The sequence below is a fragment of the Bacillus sp. VA15 genome, assembly GCF_055721145.1.
Map to the genome: position 1 here is coordinate 380428 of NZ_JBVQPQ010000003.1, position 26760 is coordinate 407187.

A 26760-nucleotide genomic window follows, 5' to 3' on the forward strand; every position below is an offset into this window, starting at 1 on the left:
CTAAAACTCTCCTAATTTATAACCGATGCCCCATAACGTTTTAATATATTGAGGTGAAGAGGGATCATCTTCAATCTTTTCTCTAAGCCGCCGCATATGTACGTTAATGATGTTTTGATCGCCAAAGTACTCTTCATTCCACACGGAACGGTAGATTTGTTCTTTCGTAAACACTTTTTTAGGATTTGTCGCAAATAGGCACAGCAGCTGCCATTCTGTTGACGTCAGCTGAAGCGGTTCTCCGTTTTTCAAAACCGAGACATTGTCTATATCTATCGTAAGCTGATGAATCCGGACCACCTTATTCTCAGCCGGTTCCTCCGCCGAATATTGCGTCGCCCGTCGTATCGCGGCTTTTACCCTGGCTGTCAGCTCAATCATTGAAAACGGTTTGGCGATATAATCATCCGCCCCAAACCCCAGTCCCAATGCCTTGTCCACATCCCCGTCTTTTGCTGAAATCATCAAAACCGGAATATTGCTTTGTTCCCGGATGATTTTCAGAAAATCCATGCCGTTCAGCTTCGGGAGCATGATATCAAGGAGAATCAAATCGTATGAATCCTGCTTAAACAGCCGGATACCTTCTTCTCCGTCGAAAGCATGCACCATCTCAAAGCCTTCTTTTGTTAAATAATGATCCACCATTTCACTGATTGAATGGTCGTCCTCCACAAGCAATATGCGCTGCATCTTCTCACCTAACCTTTGTAAAATCAAAAAACACACACGTGATTACACTTATTGTAATTGAAAAACGTGTGTGTTTTACAAAAATTATTCATTTTTTCCTGATTTCAGTTTTCTATATTCCATGCCCGTTATGACAATGAATACGGCGGCACATCCAATGGCTTGAATAAGCTGGAGCCGCTCGCCGAGAAATAAAGCTCCAAAGAAAATCGTCAGGACAGGCCCTGCCATTGAAATGGCGGCGGCTCGCAGTGCCCCGATTCGTTTTATGCCCTCAAGCATCAGCACAAATGGAATCACAGTGGAGACGACTGCGATTAACACAAACAAACCGTACACATCAAGCGAATATGCTGCCATTGGCGTATTCATGCCGACCGCCGCCTTTATGCCTGTGTAAAGCATCATGGCCGCTCCGGCTGCTGTCATCCCATATGCATTGAGACGGATGCCGCCGATTTGATGGACGAGATGCCCAGAAAGGACAAGAAAACCAGCATAGACGGCCGAGGACAACAAAATAAATACAGCTCCAATCCTATTCGTCTGAAAAAGCTCAGCATTCCAGCCGCCCAGCGCAAGGAAAAGACCGAACATGACCGCCAGCACTGCGAAAAGGTCCTGAATTGAACCCATTTTCCGGTCACGACACGCGGTGAATCCGAATACAAACAACGGATAGCTCATCAGCAATATACGTTCAACCATTGCGGATACATGGTTCAGCCCAATAAAATCAAGCAAGGGAGACAGAAAAAAACAAAACACTCCCGCAACACACGCTCTCCATCGGTCTCCTTTTTTCATACCGTCTGGCATTGGAGGACGGTATAACCAAAAAATCAGCCAAAACAGCGGAACAGTAAACAGCTGCCTGTATAACAATACCGCGCCTGGCCCAGCACCCTTTTCATATGCCCATTTAATCCAAATCGATTTAGACGCAAAACAGGCCGTTCCGATCAGCAAAAAAACCGTACCTGCTGCGGCTTTGTGAATCTTACTCTGCTCTTCTACTCTCATCTCAGCTCAGCTTTTCTCCTTTACTTGTTCAAATGCTTTTGTATAAAATGCAGAAGCGTATTTCCTTGAGCAGTCAGAATAACACCCTTCCCGCCGCATGCGGGACAAGGTTTCCCTTCGCTTTCTCCTGTTCTATCACATTCAGGACACGCGACCTCTAAATCATCAGTTGCTATGACCATTTGAATTCTCCTTTCCTATTGATCTGTTATGCACCACCAGCCATCATCCATTGGCCGTCACCTCCTTTAAGAAACACAAAAAACCCCCGTCCTATACAAAGGACGAGGGTCTCGCGGTACCACCTTTATTAACAGCTATACAGCTGTTCACTCTCAGTACAGAAAACATCCGTTTCGATACTCCTCTCTTGGTAACGGGGAGAGAATCCCGGCTTCGCCTACTATCCGTTCAGCAAAGCAATTCAGAAGCCCATTCGGCATCAGGGGAGGGCCGGTTCACACCTGCCACCGACTCTCTGAACCTCCACACTGCTGCGTACTTACTCTTCCTCACGATTGTTGATCCGTTCTTTTGTTAGTAAAAATTATAATACTCGGTTCATTTAAAGAAGTCAATTCTTAATCCGATTTTACGCCAAGTGCTTCCATCGCCATTTTGATGTGCCCCTCCTGCTGTGTCTGCAGAGCAAACTTGGCAACTTCCAGCGGGTATGCCGCCTGCATCTCTGAGATGTGTTCCTGTATTTTCGCCCATATGCGGCCGCCTGCTCGATCATAGTATTCAAGCAAACGGGCGGTTTCCTCTTCCCCGAACAGCATTTGAAAAAAGATAAAATCTTTTGCAGGATCGGCGACTTTGGCTTCTGTCCAATCTAGAAGGCCTGTTACATGTTCGTTTTGGCCAATCAAAATATGCGGCGGATGGAGATCGCCGTGTATCAGCGCGGAGAAACCCGGCCAGTATGCATCATCATTTATCCACGTTTGCCATCTTTCCCACAGCTGCTTAGATACGCCTAGCTTATTCTTTACATCAACCATCGATTCAGCTGTCATTTTCCTGAAATTCTCTGGCATAATCACTTCTATTCCGGATTGGCCGGCAGATGTTTGATCCATGCCATGTAATTCTGCCAGTATCTCGGCAAGTGTATGAACAAAGCCGTCTGACGGCGGCTGATGATTCATATTCCATACATACTGTTTCTGTTCCAAATCAATCCCAGCGGCTGGCGTTCCTTCCAATATTGGGTAAGCGATCAATTCCGGTGTGTGAATGTTCCAATCCGGCACATCAGCTGTAAGATTCGTGCGGAGAAAGGCAAGCGTTCTGCCTTCTGAAGCTGCTCTATCCACAACATCACTTCGCCGCGGTTTTCGCAGCACCCATGACATACCTGTATCGTCCTCGGCAAATACAACTTGAAAATCCATTCCAGTCTCATTCAATTGCGCGTTTTCGGAGTGAACCGCCAAACCTTGGTTACGTGCGAGTCCGACAATTTCAGTGATAAGCTTTTTCTCGTTCTGGTTTGTCATCTCTTTTCCCCTTTCTCATACTCTGCCTGTCGTAGAGTGAAGGGATGTTTTGAAGGCACAAAAAAGAGGGCAGCATTGCCACCCTCTTTTTATGACAATATAAGGGCTCATACATAGGCAGATTCATCCCGATTCTCTGCACTCAGGCGAGAGTCGCTCACTATTGAATTCGTGTCAATCGGAATCTCATGAATGCCATGTCGGAACCCCTCCGTTCTTTGTATGTTGATTATCATTTTACATCATATTCCAATTTCAATCTGCTAGAACAATAAATCAAGTCACTGGGGCAGGATTAAACAAGCACAAATCATTATGAAGGCCCCAACGGTCAGCCCACGTTTGTTTGCGGCCGCTTGCCACATCCAAAATCGTCCTGAATATCTCCCAGCCTACGTCTTCAATACTTGCCTCACCTGTCGCGATTCGCCCGGCATTAATATCGATTAAATCCGCCCAATGCTCTGATAATGAATGCCGTGTCGATACTTTCAGCACCGGGGCAGCGGCCAGGCCGTACGGTGTTCCCCTTCCTGTCGTAAAAACCTGCAGATTCATGCCTGCCGCCAGCTGAAGGGTACCGCACACGAAATCGCTTGCCGGTGTCGCCGCGAACAGCAGGCCTTTTTGCTCCGCCTTTTCACCTGGGCCGAGCACGCCGGAGATGGGGCTTGTGCCTGATTTCGCTACCGAGCCTAACGCTTTTTCCACCACATTGGATAACCCGCCTTTTTTATTGCCTGGTGACGGGTTCGCGCTTCGGTCCGCTTCCCCCCGCCGGAGATAGCTGTCATACCACTTCATCTCTTCGATCAGCGAATGTCCGACCTCTTCACTCACAGCCCGCGGCGTTAATAAATGAATCGCATCCCGCACCTCTGTCACTTCAGAAAATAAAACCGTCGCACCTGCGCGAACCAATAAATCAGCTGCATACCCCACCGCAGGGTTTGCCGTCACGCCTGAAAACGCATCACTGCCGCCGCATTGCAGACCAATGACAAGATCAGAAACAGGGCAGGTCACACGGGTTCTGCTGTTCAACCTGATTAACCGTTCCTCCGCCATTTCCAAAATGGATTGAATCATTGCCGCAAAACCTTGGTGATCCTGAAGTGATAGAATGTCATCCTGATTCTCAGAGGCAATTCTTGTCGGGAGGAGCTTTTCACATCCTAATCCGATCACCATCACTTCTCCGCCAAAGTTCGGATGCTTCGCCAGATTTTGAATCGTACGGATCGGAATGACAGCATCCGGCGCATTGATCGCCACACCGCATCCATATTGATGATGCAGCGGTACAACATCATCGACATTTGGATATTTCGGCAGCAGCTCTTCTTTTATCCGTTTGACTGCATAATCCAAAACGCCAACGACACATTGAACACTTGTGGTGATACCGAGAATATTTTTCGTCCCCGCACTACCGTCCGCATTTCGATACCCTTCAAACGTGTAGCCTTCAAGAGGCGGCAGCGATTTGGGCACTCTGTTTGCGAGAGGAAGATCGTCTAAAGCCGGAGGAGCGGGCATTCTTACGAGGGCTTCCCTTATCCAGCTCCCGCGTTTGATCGTCTCATCGGCAAATCCGATCACCTCCCCGTAACGCACGATTTCATCTCCTTGATTCAGGTCGGTTAAGGCCACCTTATGGCCTTGAGGGACATCCTCTTCAAGTACGAGCCCGCATGAAAAAACAGTGCCCTTTGGCAGTCCTCCGTCATTAACAATAATCGCCGTGTTATCTTTTTCATTCACTTTGATGTAAAGGGGCGCTTGGTTTTGCCTGAGGTTCATCGCCATATAAAAATCACTCCTCATATCATAGTAAGCGTTTTCTAAATCGGTTCAAAAAAACCGCAGCTCTTTCGGTTCAACTGCGGCTTCTCTACAATTATTTCTCATCCATGCCTTTCAGAATTTTGTCACGGACAAATTTCAGATGCTCATACATGTGGTAATGCGCTTTGTAAGGGTCTCTTTTGGCAAGAGCGTCGTAGATTTTTTTATGATATTCGACCGTTATATCCCTCTCCCTGTACGGAATCTGGCTGTCAATTTTCGCATGGGTGATCAGCAGGGATTGAATCATCCCTTCGACAACGGGGTTATTGGCACTTAATGCAATAATTCGATGAAATTCTTTATCTGCTTCACCGTAAAGATTGTCAGTGCTGTTGGCGATGTCGTCGATTGTCTTCTGCAAACGCTGAAGCTCATCCTCATTGATTTTTTCCGCGGCAATCGTCACAAGTCCGAGTTCTAACGCCATCCGCGCTTCAATGATAGCCGGAAGATTATCAGTGGCCAAGGCAAGCATGACGGAAAATGGCTGCATGCCGATTTTATCGTTGAAATACGTGCCGCCGCGGGTTTTTCTCGTAATGACGCCTAGTGTTTCAAGTGAACTCAGCGCCTCCCGAAGCACCGGCCTGCTGACATGCAAAATGTCCATCAGTTCCATTTCTGTCGGCAATTTGTCTCCGGCCTTTAGTTGTCCGCTCGATAATAAATGGACAATCCGTTCAATGACCTGCTTAGCTAATGTTTTCCGATTGACTGTATCAACTTTCAGATCTTCTAAACCTTCGTACACGAACAACTCTCCCTTCAGTTGTTCAATTGTAAGACAAAATAGTTGATATGACAATATTTACAATCAAACTTATCGCACAAGACACGGGCGTTTCCGGTCGAACTCCCAGTTGCTGATCAGAAACTGCATAGGGACCGCATCATTCCGCGCGCCTAAATTCATTTTTCGATAGAGTTCATGGGCTTTTTCCACTTGTTCCATATCAATGTCAATACCAAGACCGGGCTTATTCGGCACCTTGACACAACCCTCAGAAATCTCAAAAGGCTGTTTCGTTAAACGCTGCCCGTCCTGCCAGATCCAATGGGTATCAATCGCCGTGATGCGTCCCGGAGCCGCTGCTGCCACATGGGTAAACATCGCAAGGGAGATATCAAAGTGGTTGTTGGAGTGGGAGCCCCATGTCAAACCCCAATCATGGCACATTTGCGCAACCCGCACCGAACCCTGCATCGTCCAGAAATGAGGATCAGCCAGCGGAATATCCACCGCATGAAGCTGGATCGCGTGACCCATTTCCCGCCAGTCGGTCGCAATCATATTTGTCGCAGTTGGAAGGCCTGTCGCGCGGCGGAATTCAGCCATTACTTCTCGGGCGGAGTAGCCGTTCTCATCCCCGCACGGATCTTCCGCATACGCGAGCACATCATGCTTACCTTTGCATAATGCAATAGCTTCCTCTAATGACCATGCCCCGTTCGGATCAAGAGTGATCCTTGCCTCCGGAAAACGTTTCGCTAATGCGGTGACAGCTTCGATTTCATCCTCACCCCGCAGCACCCCGCCTTTCAGCTTGAAATCCTGAAAGCCGTAGCGCTCCTGCGCGGATTCAGCAAGACGTACAATGGCCTCTGGGGTCAGTGCTTCCTCATGGCGGAGACGGAACCACCCACAATCTGACTGCTCATCGCTTTGATACGGCAGGGTCGTCTGCTTTCGATCGCCGATGTAAAAGAGGTAGCCGAGCATTTTCACTTCATCACGCTGCTTCCCTTCGCCAAGCAAAGCCGCGACCGGTTCCTGAAGAAACTTTCCAAGCAAATCTAACAAAGCCGCTTCCAGCGCTGTGACGGCATGTACCGTGGTGCGCAAGTCAAACGTCTGTATGCCGCGTCCTCCCCTGTCCTGATCGGCAAACTGCTTTCTGACCGTTTGCAATATCGACTGGTACGCACCAATGGATTTTCCGACAACAAGCGGCTCTGCCAGCTCGAGTGTGCGGCGTATCTGTTCTCCGCCAGGCACCTCGCCGACACCCTGATTTCCGCTGCTGTCAGTTAAGATCACGATATTCCGGGTGAAAAATGGGCTATGCGCGCCGCTCAGATTCAGCAGCATGCTGTCATGTCCCGCAACAGGGATCACCTTCACCTCACAAATTGAGGGAATATTCGATCTCTTTTCTTTTTGAACCTGCTCTTGTATTGGTGAACTCATCTATTTTCCTCCTCTTATAAAGCGCTTTCATAAATGTTAGACAGGCAATGATTGATCGGGGTCCTGCTCTTGTTTCTTTAACACGACCCGTTTGATCGGCCCGACCAGCAGCAAATAGCTGAGGATCGCCGCAACCGCGTTAGCGCCGACAAACACGAGCGCGCCATTAAAAGATCCTGTGGCATTCACGATGTAGCCGATAATAATCGGTGTTGTAATCGAGGCAATATTTCCGAACGTGTTGAACAAACCGCCGCTTAACCCTGCACACTCTTTCGGAGACGTGTCCGACACGACAGCCCATCCCAATGCGCCGAAGCCTTTTCCGAAAAACGCAAGTGACATAATGACAACGACGAGCCACGCTGAATCCGTGTAGTTGCAGATGATCATACTGCAAGACAGCAGCATGCCGACAATGATCGGCGCTTTTCTTGCAAAGGTCAGCGAACGGCCTTTTTTGAGTAAGATGTCTGACACAATGCCCCCAAGCACGCCGCCGGCAAATCCGCACAGCGCCGGAAGAGAAGCGACAAACCCAGCTTCAAGAATAGACATGCCGCGGGCCTGAACCAAATATACCGGAAACCATGTGAGAAAGAAATACGTGAGAGTCGTAATGCAATATTGCGCGATGTACACGCCAATCAGCATGCGGTTCGTTAACAGCTGCTTGATATACGGCCAGTTCGATTCTGTTTCTTTCTTGCTTTTGTTGTCATCCATGGAAATCAGCCCGCCGCCCTGTTCGATGTACGCAAGCTCGGCTTCATTGACCTTTGGATGTTTTTTCGGTTCATACACCGTTTTTAGCCAGATAACAGCCAGAAGAATACCCGCGGCACCCATAACAACAAAGACAGAATGCCAGCCGAAAGAGTGGGTGAGCCAGCCCATTAAAGGAGAAAAAATGACGATTGCGAAGTATTGAGCTGAATTAAAAAAGGCTGAAGCTGTCCCGCGCTCGGAGCTTGGGAACCATGAGGCAACAACTCTGCCGTTTCCGGGAAATGAAGGCGCTTCGGACAAGCCGACCAGAAAACGCAGTGCAAACAGCAGGATAATCGCTGTGCCGGCGGAGAAAAAACCAATCGCCCCTTGCAGCAGCGTAAAAAACGACCAGAAAAAGATGCTTAACGCAATGACAGTCTTTGAACCAAACCGGTCCAGCAGCCAGCCGCCCGGAAGCTGCCCGATGACATAGGCCCAGCCAAAAGCAGAAAAGACATATCCCATGGCGACCGAGTCCAATCCCAAATCATGCTGGACGGAATCTCCGGTGATGGAAAGCGTCGCCCGATCCGCGTAGTTAATAGAGGTCACAAGAAACAGCATAAACACGATGAACCAGCGCACAGACGTTTTTTTGTCCGCCGGCGAAACATTCGCATAGTCTTTTTTCATAGTATCTTCTCCTTTTCAAAGTAGAGAATCATATGCTGGCTGTGATAAAGCTGGGAAAGAGACGTCCGCCTCTTTCCAGCATCATTACGGCTTCACAAAAACGGTTTTGATCGCCGTGAAAAAGTCTTTCGCTGCCTCACCCTGTTCGCGGGAGTGCGAGCTCGACTGCTTCATGCCGCCAAAAGGCGCCTGAAGCTCAACACCCGCGCTTTCCGCGTTAATCCGGACAAGCCCGGCGTCAATTTCATCAACGAATGAAAGCATTCGGCCGATGTTTTGCGTGAAAATGGATGCGCTTAAGCCGAACTTCACATCATTGGCGATGTCCAGTGCCTCCTCCATCGAGTCAACCTTGATCAGGGCGATCACCGGACCGAAAATTTCTTCTTGGGCAATCGTCATCTCAGATGTCACATTGTCAAAAATGGCAGGCTGAACATAATAGCCGTTTTGATACTTTCCGTCCTCCAGCTTTTCTCCTCCAATCAAAAGGGAAGCGCCCTCCTGTTTGCCTTTCTCAATGTACGACAGGCAGTTATCCAGCTGATTCTTGCTGGCAATTGGCCCCATCCAGACATCCTCTTTTAAGCTGTCTCCGATCGTAATATCCTTTGTGCGCTGGAGCAGTTTTTCTTTAAAACGGTCGTAAATTCCGCTTTGCACGATGACGCGGCTTGTCGCAGTGCACTTCTGGCCGGTTGAACGGAAGGCACCCGTAATAACAGCCTCTGCTGCAGCTTCAAGGTCAGCGTCATCAGCTACGATGACTGGGTTTTTGCCGCCCATTTCCAGCTGATATTTGGCTCCTCTCGCTAAAGCGGTTTGCCCAATGATTTTCCCGACTTGATTTGAACCGGTAAACGTAATGGCGTTTACACCTTCATGCTCAGCAAGTCCCTGCCCGACAACAGAACCCGGGCCTGTCACCAAATTGATGACTCCTGCCGGGAGCCCCGCTTCTTCAAAGCAGGCAATGATCTTCGCGCATGTAATGGCTGTTTCTGTCGCCGGTTTGATGACAACGGTATTGCCGTACACCAATGCCGGGGCCATTTTCCAAATCGGAATCGCCACCGGGAAATTCCACGGAGAAATCACGCCAACCACACCGAGCGGAACACGGGTGGTGAACATGAGCGCATCTTTGTCAGTAGATGGAATGACGTCACCCGTTTTGCGCATGCCCTCTCCGGCGTAATAGCGCAGAATCGCAATTCCGCGAGCTGTTTCCCCTTTCGCTTCCGGCAGTGTTTTTCCCATCTCACGCGTCGCGCAGGCGGCGATTTCCTCCAAGCGCTGCTCCATAATATCCGCCGTTTTGTATAAGTATTGGCCCCGCTCGGCACCCGTCAGCTTTCTCCAAACCGTTTTGGCTTCATTGGCAGCGGCGACTGCCCGTTCCACATCATCAGCTGTTGAATTCTGTACATAGCCGACAATATCATTCACATCCGCAGGGTTTTCGACCTTGACCATATCGCCTGATTGAGACTTAACCCACTCTCCATTAATAAAGTTGAGATACGTGTTTTGTTCCGTGATCACAGACATGCCCATTGCCCCTTTCATATTTTTTCTGTTCATCAAACCGTCGCGGCTTTTTTCGGAAAACGGTCAGCCGCCTGCTTCAAAATCGCTTCCAATTGCTGATAGTGCTCTTTCTCAACCGGACCGACAGGCGGTCTGGCTGTGTTTCTCACATTCAATCCCATGATCTCCATGCCCGCTTTAATCAAAGATACGGCATATCCTTTTCGTTGTTTGCGAATGTCGTTGATCGGAAGAATCACATGCTGATAGAGCTCCTTCACCAGCTCGTCATCTCCGTTTTTCAATGCATCATAGAACATCCGGGAAATATGCGGGATATAATTTGAAATCGCTGAAGAATAGGAGTGAAACCCGATCGGCAGGTAAGCCGGCATCGTCACTTCAGCCATCGGCATTCCGTTAAGCCATCCTAAACGGTCGCCGAGCGTATAGACGAGGTTAATATTCAAATCCATATTCCCCACCCCGTCCTTCACACCGACAAGCTGTTCAAACTTGGTCAGCCGCTTGATCTGTTCAACAGAGAGAACGGCATTATCGCGCTGATACAGAATCGCATTCAGATCGGTGCTTTCAATAATCGTTTTCGCATACTGATACAGCCCCTCCTGTTCGCCATGCACCAAATAAGGAGGCAGGATCAAGTAGCCGTCGGCGCCTTTTTTCTCCGACAGCTGCGCCCATTCAAGCGCTGTGCTGAGGTTGCCGCCCACCCCCGTGTAAACCGGAACCTTTCCTCCGGCTGCCGAGATTGCGACTTCCACCATTTGCTCATATTCTTTCTGGCTGAGAGATTGAAATTCACCAGACCCGCAAGCGATAAAAATCGCTTCCAAGCCTTCTTCCAGCAAAAACTCGATATTTTGAAAAAGAGCTTCTTCCTCCAGTTTTCCTTGTGTGTTAAAAGGTGCAACCGGAAAACCTAAAATTCCAGCGGGTGCTTTTCTAATACGGCTCATCAACATAACCTCCTGTTATTTGTGTATACAGCCCCTGACTGAAAGCGCTTTTATTGTTTTTTGGTTTCACATCCGCTCCTTCCCTACATCCTTTTGTTTAATTGTAAGACAAATAAACAATAAGTCAATATCTTTATTTTCTGATATTTTATAAAAAAACAGGAAATCGCTGTCCCGCCGTGGTTCCGGCACAACAAAAAAACAGCCGGAACAGCCGGCTGTTTTGGGTTACATCCTTCTTTGTTTCATCGTCTCGTGCAAAAGCTTCGCTTCCAAAAAGAACACGTGGATGAATTTTTTCATATTTACTCTTGCAGGGGCGAGAGGTTTTGCATCCTTGGATTGGAGTTCTTTCATTTTCAGGCTGACAACCGGAAAATCAAAGAATTTCGATGCATAGGTTTCAAATTTCGGATTAGAAAAATCAGTTGTGCCCAATGAAGCAAAATGGTGCAGTGAATGGATAATCGCTCTGCGGATGCGCTGCTCCGAGGCTTTCATTTCTCGATTGACTTCCGTTTCGGATGCCCCTGCCCCCAGCTTCCGTTCCGCTACTTGGGTGAAGATCTGTTTGAGCGAAGGGATATGTTTTTCGTACGGCTCAGATTGCTCATGTTCTGCTAAATACTGCAGCACCGCCATGAGATCATGTGCGCCGCCTTCCCCCATCATGCCCAGCTCAGACAACAGGAATGTTCCTGCTTCTTTTAAGCCGCTGTCACTTTGCTGCTGAGGACGCGCTTTCTGTTCAGTTCGATTGACAAGCCGGCTTAGAGAGTGCTGAATAGCCCCAATCGATTGCTCAAGCTCGATCCGCTCCTTCACCTTTTGAAGGACCGTGACAATTTCAATGCGGTTAATTGGCTTATGGATAAAATATTCGATGCCGAGCGAGTACGCTTCCCCGACCATTTCCTTCGCTTCCACTTGAGAGATCATCACGATTTTGCCGGAGTACGTATGCTGGAGCTGGCGAATCGTCTCAATGCCGTCTCTTCCGGGCATTAACAGATCGATTAATAAAATATCAATCTGCTTGAAATGCAGCAAATGCCCTTCTACCTGGCTCCCGTCGTCCGCTTCACCAACAGCTTCCCCGAGATCCTCATCTTCAATGATCTGCCTTAAAATTGACCGTACTGCACGGTCATCATCAGCGATAAAAAAACGCATAGCTTTCGGTTCATCCTTTCTGAATCAAATGCCGGACAGGCAGCCTGATGGCAAACACCACTCCCCGCTGCTGATTATCAAACGTAATATCCCCATCTAGTTCAGTCACTATTTCCTTCACGTAGGAAAGTCCGATTCCCGTAGAAGGCGTGCCAAATTCGTCATATTTTGAAGTAAAGCCCGGGTCAAACACTATGTCTCCTATTTTTTCAGAAATACCGGGACCATTGTCTTCCACCTGGAATTCTACCATACTCTCATTTGGCCTACGGAGCCTCAGGCTGATCATCCCCTCTTCTCCCATGGCCTCTACTGCATTTGCCGTTAGATTATTAATGATTGAAAGCACGATAAATACGTGATATTCGTCATGTTCTCCCTCTATCGAGCAGTGAAAATCAATCTGCTTTTCCAGTGCTTCAGCGTACTTTTCATTCATTCGAATCACAAGCTGCAGCAAATCAGAAGCCCTCATATAATCTCTTAAGCTCTCATTAGAAATCAGTTTTGAAAGCCCTGCGAATATCCGCTGGTTGTCCTTTTTCACTTCATGAATTTCTCCGGCCAGCCTCAGGATTCTTCCGCTGAGCTGATCATCCTCGCCCTTCACTTCCCGATAGAGCTGATACGAATCGTTCGTCACTTTCTCTGTCGTTTTCAATGTCTTTTTTAAATGCACCGTTTCTTCATATAAATTGGAAACGATCATCAGCATGTGCTCATGCTGTTGTCTTGTCTGTTTTTCTCTAGACTGCGTTTCATACAGCTTCAGCACAGTATAAAAGCTCATGACGATAAATGTGTGAGAAATCGCAATCACTGCGATATCCGTGATTTTCTCAGGCGTGACAACCGTATGAAAAATGAGAAACTGCACAGCCAGCTCGACACAATCTGACACAATTTCAATCATAAAGCCGATAAAACCGAGCATAACCGGCCGCTCGCGGAAACGATTAGCCTTTAATACGGAAAACAGACAGGCGTAAGTCATATAAAAGAAAAAGCCAGACGCTTGGTCATACAGAATCGGAGTCAGTCCACTGTGTCCCCCGCCCCATAATTCCAGCAAGACGCGAAAGACGAAAACAGCCGCTCCAGTCAGAAAACCCGGCAGCACAGCGGGCACATGCCGCAGCAACGATAAAAAGAAGAAAAAAACCGGTGCGCCAAAGCTGACCCGGAATTCTTCATTGAGGGGATAAAATTTCAGTTCACCGGCCAGCGGCACCGTAATCAGCATGAGAGCCAGTATATATCCGTCTTTTTCAAAGAAACGTTCCAGTTTTATGATGATCACATCCTCGTTTCTATTTTGGGGAAATGGCAGAAAACCTGCAAATTTCTTTTGACCCAGAACATGAGGTTTTTATAAATCTTACGGCTTATTTTCAAAATGTTTTTGTCGTATTTTGTATGATTCTGTAGTCGCCATTATACAGTAAATATACCTTCCGCTTTTATGAAAGCGTTTAATGCCCCTTCAGCCTTCGTTTTGATAAACCTCAGTCCTTAAAGAAGAAAAACAGTGAGGAGGAATTCGATGAAAGAATTGATAAAAGAGCCCCAAATAGAAATAGATCCGGCGTCTCAACTGCATGATTGGGTGGAGCACTATCGCCCCTTTGCCGTCAATGGACAAAGTGCAAACTATATCCCCGCTTTAGGAAAAGTCAATGACTCACAGCTTGGCATTTGTATATTGGAGCCTGACGGAACGATGATACATGCCGGCGATTGGAACGTCCCTTTTACCCTGCAAAGCATTTCAAAAGTGATCAGCTTTATCGCCGCCTGCATGAGCCGCGGCATTCCCTATGTGCTGGACCGTGTAGATGTCGAGCCGACAGGTGACGCCTTTAATTCAATCATTCGGCTCGAAATCAACAAGCCGGGAAAGCCATTTAACCCTATGATCAACGCGGGTGCCCTCACCATCGCTTCGATTCTTCCCGGAGAATCGGCGTACGAAAAGCTCGAGTTTCTTTACTCGGTGATGGAAACTCTGATAGGAAAACGGCCGCGAATTCATGAGGAAGTGTTCCGTTCTGAATGGGAAACCGCCCACCGCAACAGAGCGCTGGCCTACTATTTAAAAGAAACAAACTTTTTAGAAGCTGAAGTAGAAGAAACACTTGAGGTGTACTTGAAGCAATGCGCTATGGAGAGCACCACTGAAGACATTGCATTGATCGGCATGATCCTTGCCCATGACGGCTATCATCCGATTCGCCGTCAGCAAGTGATTCCAAAGGACGTGGCAAAGTTGGCCAAGGCGTTAATGCTGACGTGCGGCATGTACAACGCTTCAGGCAAATATGCGGCGTTTGTCGGCGTGCCGGCCAAAAGCGGCGTCTCCGGCGGCATCATGGCTCTCGTTCCTCCAAGCGCCAGAAGAGAACAGCCTTTTCAATCCGGATGCGGTATCGGCATTTACGGGCCTGCCATTGACGAATACGGCAACAGCCTCACTGGCGGTATGATGCTGAAACATATGGCGCAAGAGTGGGAGCTCAGCATTTTTTAAACATAAAAAAGAGGTGATTGTATGCAGCAAATCCTGGAACATATCGTCGGTATCGCAAATGATCTTTTATGGTCAAAGCTATTAATTGTATTGCTCCTTTCTCTGGGAATCTATTTTACGTTCAGGCTTAAGTTTTTACAGGTTCGCATGCTGAAAGAAATGGTGAGAGTGTTAAGAGAAGGTGCTGCTTCCCGGTCGAAAAACACCATTTCTCCGTTTCAAGCCTTTTGCATCAGCATGGCGGCCCGTGTCGGAACGGGAAATATTACGGGCATTGCCATCGCCATTGCACTCGGCGGGCCAGGTGCAATCTTCTGGATGTGGATTATCGCCATTATCGGATCAGCATCAAGCTTTGTGGAAAGCACACTGGCACAGATTTATAAAGTAAAAGATGCAAACGGCTTCCGCGGCGGGCCGGCTTATTATATGGAAAAAGGGCTGAACAAAAGGTGGATGGGCGCGCTTTTCGCTGTGTTAATTACCTTGTCGTTCGGTATTGTCTTTAACTCGGTCCAATCAAATACAGTCAGTCTCGCCTTTGAAAATGCGTTCGGTACAAACCGCCTGACTCTGGGACTCATTTTAATTGCTGTGTTCGGCACGATTATTTTCGGCGGTGTAAAGCGCATTGCGAAGCTGGCTGAATCCATTGTCGTCGTATTGGCTGTCCTGTATATCGGAGTTGCGTTTTTCGTGATTTTCACCAACATTACGCAGCTGCCGGACGTGATTGCACTTATCGTGAAAAATGCATTTGGTGTTGACCAGGCCGCCGGCGGCGCTTTGGGTGCAGCGTTAATGCAGGGTGTCAGACGTGGAATCTTTTCAAACGAAGCAGGAATGGGAAGCGCACCGAATGCCGCTGCCACCGCAACGACAAGCCATCCTGTCAAACAGGGACTGATTCAAGCGCTTGGTGTGCTGTCAGATACACTAGTCATTTGTACAAGCACCGCCTTTATCATCCTGTTTTCGGATGCCTACCATACTCCGGGACTAAGCGGAATTGCGTTGACACAAGCCTCTCTCAGCTCCCATGTCGGATCGTGGGCATCAGGCTTTCTCGCTATTCTGATTTTGTTATTCGGATTCTGTGCTTTAATCGGAAACTATTATTATGGCGAAACCAATATCGGCTTTTTGAACAAAAGCAAAAAACTAATTTTTATCTACCGTATCGGCGTACTGGCTATGATTGTGTTTGGCTGTGTTGCCAAAGTCCAGCTCGTCTGGGATCTGGCTGATTTGTTCATGGGCTTGATGGTCGTCGTGAATTTAATTGCGATTTTCTTATTATCAAAGGTCGTTTTTGCGGCACTGCAAGACTATACACGCCAGAAAAAAGCAGGCAAAGATCCGGTTTTTTATAAAAGTGTGCTCAAAAACCACAATGGCATTGAATGCTGGCCGCTTTCTGAGACACAGGCTGACACACACAACAAACAAATATCGTAAAAAAAGGGTGTTCAGACATACGGGCTGAGCACCTTTCCCTTTTGCGTTTATTGACAAACACGTAAGCCTCCATTACGATTTTCATATCTTTTTCAAAAAAATCTGAAAGAAGGCATCGGTACATTCTATGAATCCTATCCAACACATACTAGATACATACCCGCTTATTGTGCTAGACGGCGCCATGGCGACCGAGCTGGAACGCAAGGGCTGTGATTTGAACGACAGTCTTTGGTCGGCAAAAATCCTGATGGAAGAGCCGGACCTGATTAAACAAGTTCATACTGATTATTTCGCGGCAGGCGCTGACTGTGCGATCACCGCCAGCTACCAGTCTACGTTTGAAGGCTTTGCCGCACGCGGGCTGAGCGAAGCGAAAGCACGCCGGCTCATCGAGATGTCCGTCAGCATCGCAGCTGAAGCACGTGATGAATTTTGGGCACTTGAAGAGAACCGTTTGAATCGGCCAAAACCAATCATTGCGGCTTCTATAGGCCCTTATGGCGCATATCTTGCAGACGGGTCTGAGTATCGCGGTCACTACGGAATCTCAGAGGATGAACTTGTTGAATTTCATCGCCCCCGCATGAAAGCGCTGATCGAAGCCGGAGCTGATGTTTTGGCATGCGAGACGATTCCGTGTCTGACCGAAGCAAAAGCGATTGTGCGGCTGTTGAAGGAATTTCCTGAAACGTATGCGTGGATCAGCTTCAGTGCCAAAGACGGCCTGCATATCAGTGACGGAACACCTGCCGCTGGCTGCGCGTCATGGCTCGATGAGCACCTCCAAATTGCAGCGCTCGGCATCAACTGCACGCCGCTTCAGCATATCCCTTCTTTAATAGAGGAGTTAAAAAAGCACACAGCAAAACCGATCATCGCCTACCCGAATTCAGGCGAGCAATATGATCCGGAGACAAAAACGTGGAACGGCGCAGCATGCGCAGAACCTTACGGACAAAGCGCCCGCATGTGGCATGAAAAAGGCGCGAAGCTGATTGGCGGCTGCTGTCGGACAAAACCTGAAGATATCAAAGAAATTGCGGCTTGGGCGCGCTCTTTAAAAACAACTTGACTTATCGGAATTGTTTGTATATTCTATCTAAAAGCCGGTTCGCCGGAGTCTCGTGTCACTCGCTGACATGAGATTTTTTATTAGGAAGGAAATAAATCGCCGATAGAAAGTTGGAAAAAGATGAAATCTGCTCACAACAAGAATGAGACAAACTTTCAGAGAAGTATGAAAAGCCGGCACCTCTTTATGCTTTCCTTAGGGGGTGTCATCGGAACCGGGCTGTTTTTAAGCTCTGGCTATACCATTCAGCAGGCAGGCCCGGCGGGAACGATACTCGCCTACTTAGTCGGCGCCGGAATCGTCTATTTGGTCATGCTGTGCCTCGGTGAGCTGTCAGTGGCCATGCCTGTCACGGGCGCCTTTCACACCTATGCAGCCAAATACATAGGTCCGGGCACCGGGTTTACAGTCGCTTGGCTGTACTGGCTGACATGGACCGTGGCATTGGGATCAGAATTCACTGCAGCCGGCCTGTTAATGCAGCGCTGGTTCCCCCATACGTCTGTTTGGATGTGGAGTGCCGTCTTCGCGCTGTTCATTTTCTTGCTGAACGCATTTTCAGTCAAGTTTTTCGCTGAATCAGAATTTTGGTTTTCCAGCATTAAAGTATTAGCCATTATATTGTTTATTCTTTTAGGCGGCTCTGCCATGTTCGGCATCATCCCGATTCAAGGCGGAGAAGCCGCTCCGATGCTGTCCAACTTCACAGCGGAAGGCGGGCTCTTTCCAAATGGATTTGTCCCGATTTTGATGACAATGCTGTCCGTCAATTTTGCCTTCTCGGGAACTGAACTGATCGGAATCGCAGCCGGAGAAAGCGTTGATCCCGACAAGACGATACCAAAAGCGATTAAAACAACAGTCTGGCGTCTTTCACTCTTTTTTGTCGGAAGGATTTTTGTGCTGTCAGGACTGATTCCGATTCAAGATGCAGGCGTTATCAAAAGCCCGTTTGTCGCTGTCTTTGAAAGAGTCGGTGTCCCGTATGCAGCCGATATCATGAACTTTGTCATCCTAACAGCGATCCTGTCAGCTGCTAATTCCGGTCTTTACGCTTCTTCCCGGATGCTGTGGTCTTTATCAAAAGAAAAGACGCTTCACCCGACATTTGCAAAGCTGACGTCAAAAGGAACCCCGTTTAACGCGCTGGTGTTCAGCATGATCGGCGGCATTCTGTCATTGCTGTCCAGCGTATTTGCGCCAGACACTGTATACGTTGTGCTCGTATCGATTTCCGGTTTTGCGGTCGTAGTCGTATGGATGGGGATTGCCGCTTCTCAATTCATGTTCAGAAAACGTTATGTCGAAGCGGGAAACAAGGTCGCCGATCTGAAATACCGGACCCCTTGGTATCCGTTCGTGCCGATTGCCGCGTTCCTGTTATGCCTGGCTTCCGTCATCGGCATAGCCTTTGATCCGAATCAAAGAATCGCACTGTATTGCGGCATTCCGTTTATGGCCATCTGCTATGCAGTGTATTATGCCAAAAACCGCAAAAGCCAGCCGACTGCTGATATGACTCATTCAAAATAAAAAGAACCTGCCTCCAGGCAGGTTCTTTTTCATCTTCAAACCTCCACCGTCCAGTTGAACGGCCCTTTTACTTTGCCGAGCTGAATATCTGTTATCGTTTCATACAGCTTTTTCGAGATGTCCCCGATTTGTCCGTCGCCTACAATCACCGTTTTCCCATGAATATTGAGTTCACCGACAGGCGTAACGACCGCTGCCGTGCCCGTTCCGAAGACCTCTGTCAATTCCCCGCGTACAGAAGCCGAATAAATCTCATCTATCGAAATTTTATCCTCACGAACCGGAATGCCCCAGCTGCGAATCAGTTCAATCGCAGACGCACGTGTTACTCCGCTTAAAATACTTCCGCTTAAAGCCGGTGTGACAGCTTCCCCGTTAATGACGAAAAAAATGTTCATGCTCCCTACTTCTTCCGCGTATTTCTTTTCAATGGCGTCCAGCCACAGCACCTGGTCATAGCCCAGCTCATTCGCTTTCCGCTGCGCCTGAAGGCTGGCCGCGTAATTTCCGGATGTTTTTGCACTGCCGACTCCGCCGTTCACCGCCCGAACGTACTCATCTTCGACGTAGATTCTAACCGGCTTCATCTGATCGCCATAATAGGAGCCGACAGGAGAAAGCACGATCATAAATGTATAGCTTTTCGATGCCTTCACACCGAGACTCGGTTCTGTGGCAATGACAAACGGACGAATATACAGTGACGTACCCTTTTCCTTTGGAACCCAATCTTTCTCCAGCTCAACTAATTGCGTCAATGCCTCAAGCACCAGCTCTTCGTCTAAAGGAGGCATACTCATGCGCTCACACGATCTGTTCAGCCGCTTGATATTTTGATCCGGCCGGAACAGCAGCACCCTGCCATCTTCCGTTCTGTACGCTTTTAGCCCTTCAAAGACAGCCTGGCCGTAATGAAAAACAGATGCAGACGGATCAAGCGTAAGCGGCGCGTACGGGGCAATTCTCGGATGATGCCAGCCTATTCGCTCTTCATAATCCATCACAAACATATAATCTGTAAAATATTTTCCGAATCCTAAGGATGACGGGTCGGGCTTTTCCTTATGAAATGCAATTTTTTCTCGTTCGATAAGCTTATTCAATTTGATCAGCACACCTTTCACACCATAATTGTTTAAATATTCAGTCTTTTTAAAGCTGCAAAAAGTATACAGCCTCTCCTTTTATCATACGCCGCTTCAAACCTATAAATTTCAGAATATTCTTTAGGATCATCAGCTATTATACACCACATTCATTGTCAAATGAAGATGAAATAAAAGAAAAACAGCCAGATCCATTCCGGCTGTCTGATTTAGATTGCTAAATACAGGACGACAATATGGCAAATCAGCAAAATATACACCGCAATCACAAATTGCCAATTGATCTTCTGCGCCCATGCAAACACCACCATCAAAACAGGAAGTATCACTATTCCTGCCAGCTTGTTAACCGTCATATCCGGACTGTTCGTTCCATCATAATGAAATCGGCATTTCCGCCGGCAGAAACGGGTAAAACACGATTGAAAGGATGAAAGCCGCAATGACAGCCCCCCACAGCACTTTTCCATTCGTCAATAAAAACATAGAACCACCATTCCCTTCTTAAAACGCATTGCTTTATGAATGATATGACTGTTCTACGGTGAATTTCGTTCGGTCTCCCCGCGTAATAATTTGCGCATATTCCACCACATCTTCATTTTTATCATAGGTGAGAGATTCTGATAAAAACGCAGGCGCTCCGACATTGGTTAACAAGTGGCCGCTGATCGTTTCATCCGTTAAAATCGGCTCGATCGATTCCGTGCCTCTGCTGATTTCAATATTGTATTTTGTTCTTAACAGTTCAAACAGCGAGCCGGTGCACTCTTCCTGCGCCAGCCCCGGTGCCGCTTTCCAAGGAATATATGAGGTGTGATACTGCAAAGGCTCCCCCTCGGCGTACCTGACTCTGACAAGCTTGTTGACAGGTTCATTCTCTTTCATTTTCAAAAGCTCGGCAATGGAGTGATCAGCCGGAATCACCACAAGCTCAAGCACTTTTGATTCAGAACGCAGGCCCCTCATTTGTTCTGCAAAGCTCGTAATCTTATGCGGAATCGGCGTTTGTATTTTTGCTGCCGATACAAATGTTCCTTTTCCTTGAATTCTCTTAATATATCCCTCAAGCTCAAGCTGCTGCAGGGCCAGTCTCACAGTTGTTCTGCTGACATCATATTGTTCGCAAAATTCGCTCTCCGTCGGCAGCTGATCATTCGCCTGATACTTGCCCGACTTAATTAATTCAATGATTTTAAACTTGATAACAGAATATAAAGCTGTCATTTCATTCTCCCCATTCTGTATGCAAACCGTTCTTTTTGATTGAGACCATAATACCATTTGCCAGCCCAATATGAAAGATTTGTATCCTTCTTTTATAACAAATTTTCAGAAATTAATATTGACAGTTTGATAACGGTGGTGCTAAATTCGTAATGACAAGTATCATAAATTGATCATAACAAATATGGTGCTTGTCTATCTCTTTGAGGGGGTGTCACATGAAGATTCTGATCGCCGAGCACTATGAAGAACTCTGTAAGTTAAGCGCTAACATTATTAAAGAACAGGTACAGGCTAAGAAAGATGCCGTTCTCGGCCTGGCAACAGGAAGCACGCCGGTCGGCTTATACAAGCAGCTGATTTCAGACTATCAGGCAGGTGAAATCGATTTTTCAAAGGTTACTACATTTAATTTGGATGAATACGCTGGTCTCTCTCCATCTCATCCGCAAAGTTATAACCATTTTATGCATGAGCATCTTTTTCAGCATATTAATATGCAGCCTGGCCATATCCATATCCCGCAAGGAGACAATCCGCAGCTTGAGGCTGAATGCAAGGTATACGAGGATCTCATTCGTCAGGCGGGAGGCATTGATGTTCAAATTCTCGGCATCGGCGCCAATGGCCACATCGGTTTTAATGAACCGGGATCTGATTTTGAGGATCGGACACGAGTTGTGAAGCTGTCAGAAAGCACGATACAGGCAAATGCCAGATTCTTCGGCGGTGATCCTGTGCTGGTGCCGAGACTCGCGATTTCTATGGGCATTAAAACCATCATGGAATTCAGCAAACATATTGTGCTTTTAGCCAGCGGCGAAGAAAAAGCAGATGCCATTCAAAAGATGGCTGAAGGTCCTGTCACGACAGATGTACCAGCCTCAATTCTTCAAAAACACAATCATGTAACCGTTATCGCCGATCAAAAAGCAGCTCAAAAATTAAAGAATACATCATACTCATAAAACAATAAAAGGAGACTGTCATGTTTAAAAAGGCATTTCAAATTCTGCAGCAGCTTGGCCGCGCGTTGATGACTCCGGTTGCCGTCCTGCCGGCAGCCGGTCTTTTGCTTCGTTTCGGTGACAAGGATTTACTGAACATCCCTATTATAAAGGATGCCGGCGGCGTTGTATTCGATAACCTGCCGCTGATTTTCGCCATGGGGGTCGCGATCGGTTTAGCCGGCGGCGAAGGTGTAGCCGGACTTGCCGCTGTCATTGGATATTTAATTTTGACCGTCACCCTCGACAACATGGGAAAATTACTCGGCCTTCAGCCTCCGTATGAAGGAGCTGAGCACCTCATTGATATGGGGGTATTCGGAGGCATCATCATCGGGCTTCTTGCCGCATATTTATATAAGCGTTTTTCATCCATCGAGCTGCATCCGGTCCTTGGATTTTTCTCAGGCAAACGGTTTGTCCCGATTATTACTTCCATCAGTTCATTGGTAATCGGCGTGATTTTCTCATTTGTTTGGCCGCTGATCCAAAACGGAATTAACGCAGCCAGCAGTTTAATTGCCGATTCAACAGTCGGCCTGTTCTTCTATGCAACGATCTATCGTTTGCTGATTCCTTTTGGCCTGCATCATATTTTTTATACACCTTTCTATTTTATGATGGGAGAATACACAGACCCGTCAACAGGCAGCACCGTAACCGGTGACCTGACAAGGTTTTTCGCAGGAGACCCGACAGCTGGGCGCTTTATGATGGGAGATTTCCCTTACATGATTTTCTGTCTGCCGGCAATTGCTCTTGCCATTATCCATACCGCGCGTCCAGCAAAGAAGAAAATGATCTCCGGCGTGATGATTTCTGCGGCGCTCACATCTATGCTGACAGGCATTACAGAGCCGGTTGAGTTTTCTTTCTTGTTCGTTGCGCCCGTGCTTTATTTAATTAACTCTATTCTCGCCGGCGTCATCTTTGTCGTTTGTGATTTATTCCATGTCCGCCACGGCTATACGTTCTCAGGCGGCGGCATTGACTACGTCTTGAACTACGGGCTGTCGACAAACGGCTGGGTTGTCATTCCTGTCGGGATCGTGTTTGCATTCATTTATTATTATTTGTTCCGATTTGCGATTTTGAAATGGAACTTGAAAACACCCGGCCGTGAAACAGATGAAGCCGATCAGACTGAGGCAAAAGCTCCTGTCGCAAAAGACCAGCTTGCCTTTCACGTGCTGCAGGCCTTGGGCGGACAGCAAAATATCGCCAACCTGGATGCGTGTATTACAAGACTTCGTGTGACCGTTCATCAGCCGAGCCAAGTCAGCAAGGATGAATTAAAACGGCTTGGTGCAGTAGGTGTGCTGGAAGTCAACAACAACTTCCAGGCGATATTCGGAACAAAATCCGATGCCTTAAAAGACGACATCAAAACGATCATTGCCGGAGGCGTCCCCGACACCGCCGCCACGCTTGAAACAGAGACTGATAAACAGCAGAAGCCTGCTTCCGGTGAGACCTTTATTTATCCGCTCAAGGGAGAAACGGTCTCTCTGACAGACGTGCCTGATCAAGTCTTTTCAGAAAAAATGATGGGCGAGGGGTTTGCGATTGATCCATCAGAAGGAAAAGTCGTCGCCCCTGCGGACGGCGAAATCGTCTCCATTTTCCCGACGAAGCACGCCATCGGCTTTATGAGCGCCGGAGGCACCGAAATTCTGATTCATGTCGGCATTGATACCGTCAAATTGAGCGGGGAAGGCTTTGAAGCACATGTGACGAGCGGACAAGCCGTCAAACAAGGCGAACTGCTTCTTACATTTGATCTCGATTACATCAAGCAGCATGCCGCATCCGCTGTGACACCGGTTATTTTCACAAATGTATCTGAAGAAGATATGAAGCACATTCAAATGAAGTAAGAAAGTCCCCCCTGATGCGGGGGACTTTTTCGCCAACATAATGAAAGCGCTATCAAAATAAAATTTGAAATAAGGTGTTTTCATTTGATTTACGAATGATATGAATATGCCTCATCCTATCATCATGAAAAGGGGGATTCATTTGAGAAAATTGATCGCGTTCCAAATTTTAATCGCTTTGGCTATTGGCGCAGTGGTCGGCCATTTTTTTCCTGATTTCGGGATGGCGCTGAGGCCTGTCGGAGATGGGTTTATTCGTTTAATTAAAATGATTGTCGTGCCGATTGTGTTTTCTACCATTGTCATCGGAGCTGCAGGAAGCGGAAGCATGAAAAAAATGGGCAGTCTCGGCATCAAGACGATCATTTGGTTTGAAGTGATTACCACATTGGTATTGGGGCTTGGACTTGTATTAGCGAATGTCTTAAAACCGGGTGTCGGGCTTGACCTCTCCCATTTGGCGAAAAAAGATATCAATGAACTTTCCGGCTACACAGACAAAGTTGTTAGTTTCAAACAAATGATCCTCGATATTATTCCTACAAACATTATTGATGTCATGGCCAGAAATGATTTGCTTGCCGTTATTTTCTTTGCGATTTTGTTTGGTGTCGCCGCGGCCGGCATTGGCAAAGCCTCTGAACCAGTGATGAATTTCTTTGAATCCACCGCTCAAATTATGTTCAAACTCACGCAAATCGTTATGGTGACTGCTCCTATTGGCGTGTTAGCCCTGATGGCAGCCTCTGTAGGCCAATATGGCATCGAACTCCTCCTCCCTATGTTTAAACTGGTTGGCACGGTATTCCTTGGTCTGTTCCTGATCCTCTTTGTCCTCTTTCCGCTTGTCGGTCTCATCTTTCATATTAAGTATTTCGAAGTGTTAAAAATGATATGGGATCTGTTTTTGATCGCGTTTTCCACCACCAGCACCGAAACCATTCTCCCCCAGCTGATGGACAGAATGGAGAAATACGGCTGCCCGAAACGAGTGGTATCATTTGTCGTTCCCTCCGGCTTGTCACTGAACTGTGACGGCTCCAGCTTATATTTATCGGTTTCCTGTATTTTTCTGGCGCAGGCCTTTCATGTAGACATGACATTGTCTCAGCAGCTGCTGATGATGCTTGTGCTTGTCATGACAAGTAAAGGCATTGCAGCTGTTCCGTCCGGCTCGCTTGTTGTTCTTCTGGCAACAGCCAATGCTGTAGGGCTTCCTGCTGAAGGCGTCGCCATTATTGCGGGCGTTGACCGTGTCATGGACATGGCGAGAACGGGCGTGAACGTACCGGGGCATGCGATGGCCTGCATCGTGGTGTCAAAATGGGAAAAGGCCTTCCGCGAAAAAGAATGGGCCTCTGCAAACGGACAAACCGAAAGCGTATAAAAAAAGAACACCTCATTCCCGAGGTGTTCTTTCGATTATTCAGCAGCAGCGTGCTCTTCTTTTTCAATCGCTGCCAGTCTTGCGTTCACTTCTTCTTCTGTCATATTGTGCTCTGAAACATACAGGTTTCTTGGGTTCGTGCGGCATTCGTGGCTGCAGCTGCGCATATATTTATACTCATTTTCCGGTGTGCATATCATTTTTTTGTTGCAAGATGGATTTGCGCAGTTCACATAACGCTCACACGGTTCACCTGTAAAGTAGTCTTTTCCGACAATCACATGCTCGACACGGTTGACAGGCACGCTGATTCTTTCATCGAAGACGTAGCACTGGCCGTCCCAAAGCTTGCCTTGAACCTCAGGATCTTTTCCGTATGTCACGATTCCGCCGTCAAGCTGTGCTACATCTTCAAAGCCTTGCTTCACCAGCCAGCCTGAGAATTTTTCACAGCGCACGCCGCCTGTGCAGTACGTTAAAATCTGTTTGCCTTCAAGCATGTCTTTGTGTTCTTCGATCCATTCAGGCAATTCACGGAAGGCCTCGATGTCAGGACGGACTGCTCCTCTGAAATGGCCAAGATCATACTCGTAATCATTACGCGCGTCGATTACAATTGTGTTTGGATCCTGCATTTTCTCATAAAATTCTGCAGGCTTCAAATGCTGACCTGTTGTTTCGTTCGGATCCACATCATCTTCAAGACGAAGCGTTACAAGCTCTTTTTTATGACGGACAAAGATTTTTTTGAACGCATGGTCTTCTGCTTCATCAATTTTAAATACCATGTCCGCAAAACGAGGGTCAGCTTTCATTGTTTCCATATATTTTTCAGTCTGCTCAACCGTACCTGATACCGTTCCGTTAATTCCTTCAGAAGAAACAAGGATACGGCCTAACAAACCAAGCTCCTTACAAAAAGCCAGATGCTGCTCTCTAAACGCCTCTGGATCTTCAATCGGAACATATTTATAGTAAAGTAATACTCTGTATTGTTTTTCCATGATTTAAACACCCTGTTCAATTATAGTTAGTTGCTATGCACACTCTTACTATATCATACAGGAAAATGCCACAAAGATGAACATATCCGCACAGACTGATAAAAATATCCAAGCTCTTACAAACCCAAGCGGCACAAGGATTTATTAATAACCAACGGTATTTTCCATTAACTTACTAATAAAAGTAGTTATCTGAAAACTATCAAATGATAAGT

The 26760-nt window shown here is 47.3% G+C and carries 22 protein-coding genes, 1 pseudogene and 1 other annotated feature; of the genes and pseudogenes, 7 read left to right on the forward strand and 16 right to left on the reverse strand.

All coding sequences use genetic code 11. The features are described from left to right. The 12 genes from ycbL to glnK form a co-directional block, all read right to left on the reverse strand. Nucleotides 1-681 (reverse strand): two-component system response regulator YcbL, encoded by a 681-nt coding sequence (gene ycbL / locus AC0DBE_RS11620; protein WP_472962239.1) that lies wholly within the window; start codon nucleotides 679-681, stop codon nucleotides 1-3. Nucleotides 682-777: 96 nt separating this feature from the next. Further along, the gene (locus AC0DBE_RS11625) at nucleotides 778-1716 is read right to left on the reverse strand and encodes a DMT family transporter (RefSeq protein ID WP_114151454.1); all 939 of its coding nucleotides are present in this window, start codon (nucleotides 1714-1716) and stop codon (nucleotides 778-780) included. Nucleotides 1717-1736: 20 nt separating this feature from the next. After that, entirely contained in the window at nucleotides 1737-1898 is a 162-nt protein-coding gene (locus AC0DBE_RS11630) for a tryptophan RNA-binding attenuator protein inhibitory protein (protein ID WP_014112522.1), read from the reverse strand. A gap of 95 nt (nucleotides 1899-1993) precedes the next feature. Beyond that, nucleotides 1994-2241: a binding site (T-box leader), on the reverse strand. A gap of 56 nt (nucleotides 2242-2297) precedes the next feature. After that, on the reverse strand, nucleotides 2298-3218 hold the full coding sequence (gene mphK / locus AC0DBE_RS11635) for a macrolide 2'-phosphotransferase MphK (RefSeq protein ID WP_472962205.1): 921 nt from the start codon (nucleotides 3216-3218) through the stop codon (nucleotides 2298-2300). A 276-nt stretch (nucleotides 3219-3494) separates the two neighbouring features. Further along, a complete protein-coding gene (garD, locus tag AC0DBE_RS11640; RefSeq protein WP_088680148.1) occupies nucleotides 3495-5027 on the reverse strand; it encodes a galactarate dehydratase in 1533 nt (510 codons plus the stop codon). A gap of 91 nt (nucleotides 5028-5118) precedes the next feature. Next, nucleotides 5119-5820 carry a FadR/GntR family transcriptional regulator gene (locus tag AC0DBE_RS11645; protein WP_014112519.1) on the reverse strand — a complete coding sequence of 234 codons (702 nt, stop codon included), beginning with the start codon at nucleotides 5818-5820 and terminating at the stop codon, nucleotides 5119-5121. 69 nt (nucleotides 5821-5889) lie between these two features. Continuing rightward, the gene (gene gudD / locus AC0DBE_RS11650) at nucleotides 5890-7257 is read right to left on the reverse strand and encodes a glucarate dehydratase (protein ID WP_087987895.1); all 1368 of its coding nucleotides are present in this window, start codon (nucleotides 7255-7257) and stop codon (nucleotides 5890-5892) included. A 36-nt stretch (nucleotides 7258-7293) separates the two neighbouring features. After that, the gene (gene gudP, locus AC0DBE_RS11655; protein ID WP_014112517.1) at nucleotides 7294-8661 is read right to left on the reverse strand and encodes a glucarate transporter GudP; all 1368 of its coding nucleotides are present in this window, start codon (nucleotides 8659-8661) and stop codon (nucleotides 7294-7296) included. Nucleotides 8662-8745: 84 nt separating this feature from the next. Next, on the reverse strand, nucleotides 8746-10212 hold the full coding sequence (gene gucD, locus AC0DBE_RS11660; protein WP_472962207.1) for an alpha-ketoglutaric semialdehyde dehydrogenase GucD: 1467 nt from the start codon (nucleotides 10210-10212) through the stop codon (nucleotides 8746-8748). Nucleotides 10213-10244: 32 nt separating this feature from the next. Further along, complete coding sequence (gene kdgD / locus AC0DBE_RS11665) at nucleotides 10245-11171, reverse strand: 5-dehydro-4-deoxyglucarate dehydratase (protein WP_072565677.1); 927 nt, start codon at nucleotides 11169-11171, stop codon at nucleotides 10245-10247. A 228-nt stretch (nucleotides 11172-11399) separates the two neighbouring features. Beyond that, nucleotides 11400-12344, reverse strand: a complete 945-nt coding sequence (glnL, locus tag AC0DBE_RS11670) for a glutamine utilization two-component system response regulator GlnL (RefSeq protein ID WP_014112513.1) — start codon at nucleotides 12342-12344, stop codon at nucleotides 11400-11402. Nucleotides 12345-12354: 10 nt separating this feature from the next. Beyond that, nucleotides 12355-13587, reverse strand: a complete 1233-nt coding sequence (gene glnK, locus AC0DBE_RS11675; protein WP_213407959.1) for a sensor histidine kinase — start codon at nucleotides 13585-13587, stop codon at nucleotides 12355-12357. Between the two features lie 300 nt (nucleotides 13588-13887). On the opposite strand from glnK, the gene AC0DBE_RS11680 reads away from it, so the two are divergent. From AC0DBE_RS11680 to mmuP, 4 genes are all read left to right on the forward strand, one after another. Then, nucleotides 13888-14871, forward strand: coding sequence for a glutaminase (locus AC0DBE_RS11680; RefSeq protein ID WP_472962208.1), 984 nt, complete (start codon nucleotides 13888-13890; stop codon nucleotides 14869-14871). Nucleotides 14872-14892: 21 nt separating this feature from the next. Beyond that, nucleotides 14893-16329 (forward strand): alanine/glycine:cation symporter family protein, encoded by a 1437-nt coding sequence (locus AC0DBE_RS11685; RefSeq protein WP_072181582.1) that lies wholly within the window; start codon nucleotides 14893-14895, stop codon nucleotides 16327-16329. A gap of 127 nt (nucleotides 16330-16456) precedes the next feature. Continuing rightward, nucleotides 16457-17404, forward strand: a complete 948-nt coding sequence (gene mmuM / locus AC0DBE_RS11690; RefSeq protein ID WP_472962210.1) for a homocysteine S-methyltransferase — start codon at nucleotides 16457-16459, stop codon at nucleotides 17402-17404. 120 nt (nucleotides 17405-17524) lie between these two features. Then, nucleotides 17525-18937: an S-methylmethionine permease gene (gene mmuP / locus AC0DBE_RS11695; RefSeq protein WP_472962211.1), complete on the forward strand. Its 1413-nt coding sequence runs from the start codon at nucleotides 17525-17527 to the stop codon at nucleotides 18935-18937. A gap of 35 nt (nucleotides 18938-18972) precedes the next feature. Here mmuP and AC0DBE_RS11700 read toward each other — a convergent pair whose 3' ends face one another. From AC0DBE_RS11700 to gamR, 3 genes and pseudogenes are all read right to left on the reverse strand, one after another. Further along, the gene (locus AC0DBE_RS11700) at nucleotides 18973-20040 is read right to left on the reverse strand and encodes a branched-chain amino acid aminotransferase (RefSeq protein WP_472962241.1); all 1068 of its coding nucleotides are present in this window, start codon (nucleotides 20038-20040) and stop codon (nucleotides 18973-18975) included. Nucleotides 20041-20252: 212 nt separating this feature from the next. Next, nucleotides 20253-20529, reverse strand: a pseudogene (locus AC0DBE_RS11705) (DUF1648 domain-containing protein). Between the two features lie 33 nt (nucleotides 20530-20562). Then, nucleotides 20563-21270, reverse strand: a complete 708-nt coding sequence (gene gamR / locus AC0DBE_RS11710; RefSeq protein WP_003241365.1) for a transcriptional regulator GamR — start codon at nucleotides 21268-21270, stop codon at nucleotides 20563-20565. A gap of 218 nt (nucleotides 21271-21488) precedes the next feature. Here gamR and nagB point away from each other — a divergent pair, with 218 nt between their 5' ends. From nagB to gltP, 3 genes are all read left to right on the forward strand, one after another. Then, on the forward strand, nucleotides 21489-22238 hold the full coding sequence (gene nagB / locus AC0DBE_RS11715) for a glucosamine-6-phosphate deaminase (RefSeq protein ID WP_087987892.1): 750 nt from the start codon (nucleotides 21489-21491) through the stop codon (nucleotides 22236-22238). A 20-nt stretch (nucleotides 22239-22258) separates the two neighbouring features. Further along, complete coding sequence (ptsG, locus tag AC0DBE_RS11720) at nucleotides 22259-24154, forward strand: glucose-specific PTS transporter subunit IIBC (protein ID WP_472962214.1); 1896 nt, start codon at nucleotides 22259-22261, stop codon at nucleotides 24152-24154. Between the two features lie 142 nt (nucleotides 24155-24296). Then, nucleotides 24297-25541: a glutamate-aspartate/proton symporter GltP gene (gene gltP / locus AC0DBE_RS11725; protein ID WP_472962216.1), complete on the forward strand. Its 1245-nt coding sequence runs from the start codon at nucleotides 24297-24299 to the stop codon at nucleotides 25539-25541. Between the two features lie 35 nt (nucleotides 25542-25576). On the opposite strand, the gene trhO is transcribed toward gltP, so the two are convergent. Further along, entirely contained in the window at nucleotides 25577-26545 is a 969-nt protein-coding gene (gene trhO / locus AC0DBE_RS11730) for an oxygen-dependent tRNA uridine(34) hydroxylase TrhO (protein WP_003223769.1), read from the reverse strand. Nucleotides 26546-26760 lie beyond the last annotated feature (215 nt).

What these genes read in the sequence shown, in the direction of transcription:
- kdgD (WP_072565677.1), bottom strand. Translation starts at nt 11,171, where the DNA reads ATGAGCCGTATTAGAAAAGCACCCGCTGGAATTTTAGGTTTTCCGGTT.
- glnK (WP_213407959.1), bottom strand. Translation starts at nt 13,587, where the DNA reads ATGCTGATTACGGTGCCGCTGGCCGGTGAACTGAAATTTTATCCCCTC.
- mmuP (WP_472962211.1), top strand. Translation starts at nt 17,525, where the DNA reads ATGAAATCTGCTCACAACAAGAATGAGACAAACTTTCAGAGAAGTATG.
- gamR (WP_003241365.1), bottom strand. Translation starts at nt 21,270, where the DNA reads ATGACAGCTTTATATTCTGTTATCAAGTTTAAAATCATTGAATTAATT.
- gucD (WP_472962207.1), bottom strand. Translation starts at nt 10,212, where the DNA reads ATGTCTGTGATCACGGAACAAAACACGTATCTCAACTTTATTAATGGA.
- AC0DBE_RS11630 (WP_014112522.1), bottom strand. Translation starts at nt 1,898, where the DNA reads ATGGTCATAGCAACTGATGATTTAGAGGTCGCGTGTCCTGAATGTGAT.
- ptsG (WP_472962214.1), top strand. Translation starts at nt 22,259, where the DNA reads ATGTTTAAAAAGGCATTTCAAATTCTGCAGCAGCTTGGCCGCGCGTTG.
- gudP (WP_014112517.1), bottom strand. Translation starts at nt 8,661, where the DNA reads ATGAAAAAAGACTATGCGAATGTTTCGCCGGCGGACAAAAAAACGTCT.
- glnL (WP_014112513.1), bottom strand. Translation starts at nt 12,344, where the DNA reads ATGCGTTTTTTTATCGCTGATGATGACCGTGCAGTACGGTCAATTTTA.
- AC0DBE_RS11680 (WP_472962208.1), top strand. Translation starts at nt 13,888, where the DNA reads ATGAAAGAATTGATAAAAGAGCCCCAAATAGAAATAGATCCGGCGTCT.
- mphK (WP_472962205.1), bottom strand. Translation starts at nt 3,218, where the DNA reads ATGACAAACCAGAACGAGAAAAAGCTTATCACTGAAATTGTCGGACTC.
- mmuM (WP_472962210.1), top strand. Translation starts at nt 16,457, where the DNA reads ATGAATCCTATCCAACACATACTAGATACATACCCGCTTATTGTGCTA.
- nagB (WP_087987892.1), top strand. Translation starts at nt 21,489, where the DNA reads ATGAAGATTCTGATCGCCGAGCACTATGAAGAACTCTGTAAGTTAAGC.
- AC0DBE_RS11685 (WP_072181582.1), top strand. Translation starts at nt 14,893, where the DNA reads ATGCAGCAAATCCTGGAACATATCGTCGGTATCGCAAATGATCTTTTA.
- garD (WP_088680148.1), bottom strand. Translation starts at nt 5,027, where the DNA reads ATGGCGATGAACCTCAGGCAAAACCAAGCGCCCCTTTACATCAAAGTG.
- AC0DBE_RS11625 (WP_114151454.1), bottom strand. Translation starts at nt 1,716, where the DNA reads ATGAGAGTAGAAGAGCAGAGTAAGATTCACAAAGCCGCAGCAGGTACG.
- trhO (WP_003223769.1), bottom strand. Translation starts at nt 26,545, where the DNA reads ATGGAAAAACAATACAGAGTATTACTTTACTATAAATATGTTCCGATT.
- gudD (WP_087987895.1), bottom strand. Translation starts at nt 7,257, where the DNA reads ATGAGTTCACCAATACAAGAGCAGGTTCAAAAAGAAAAGAGATCGAAT.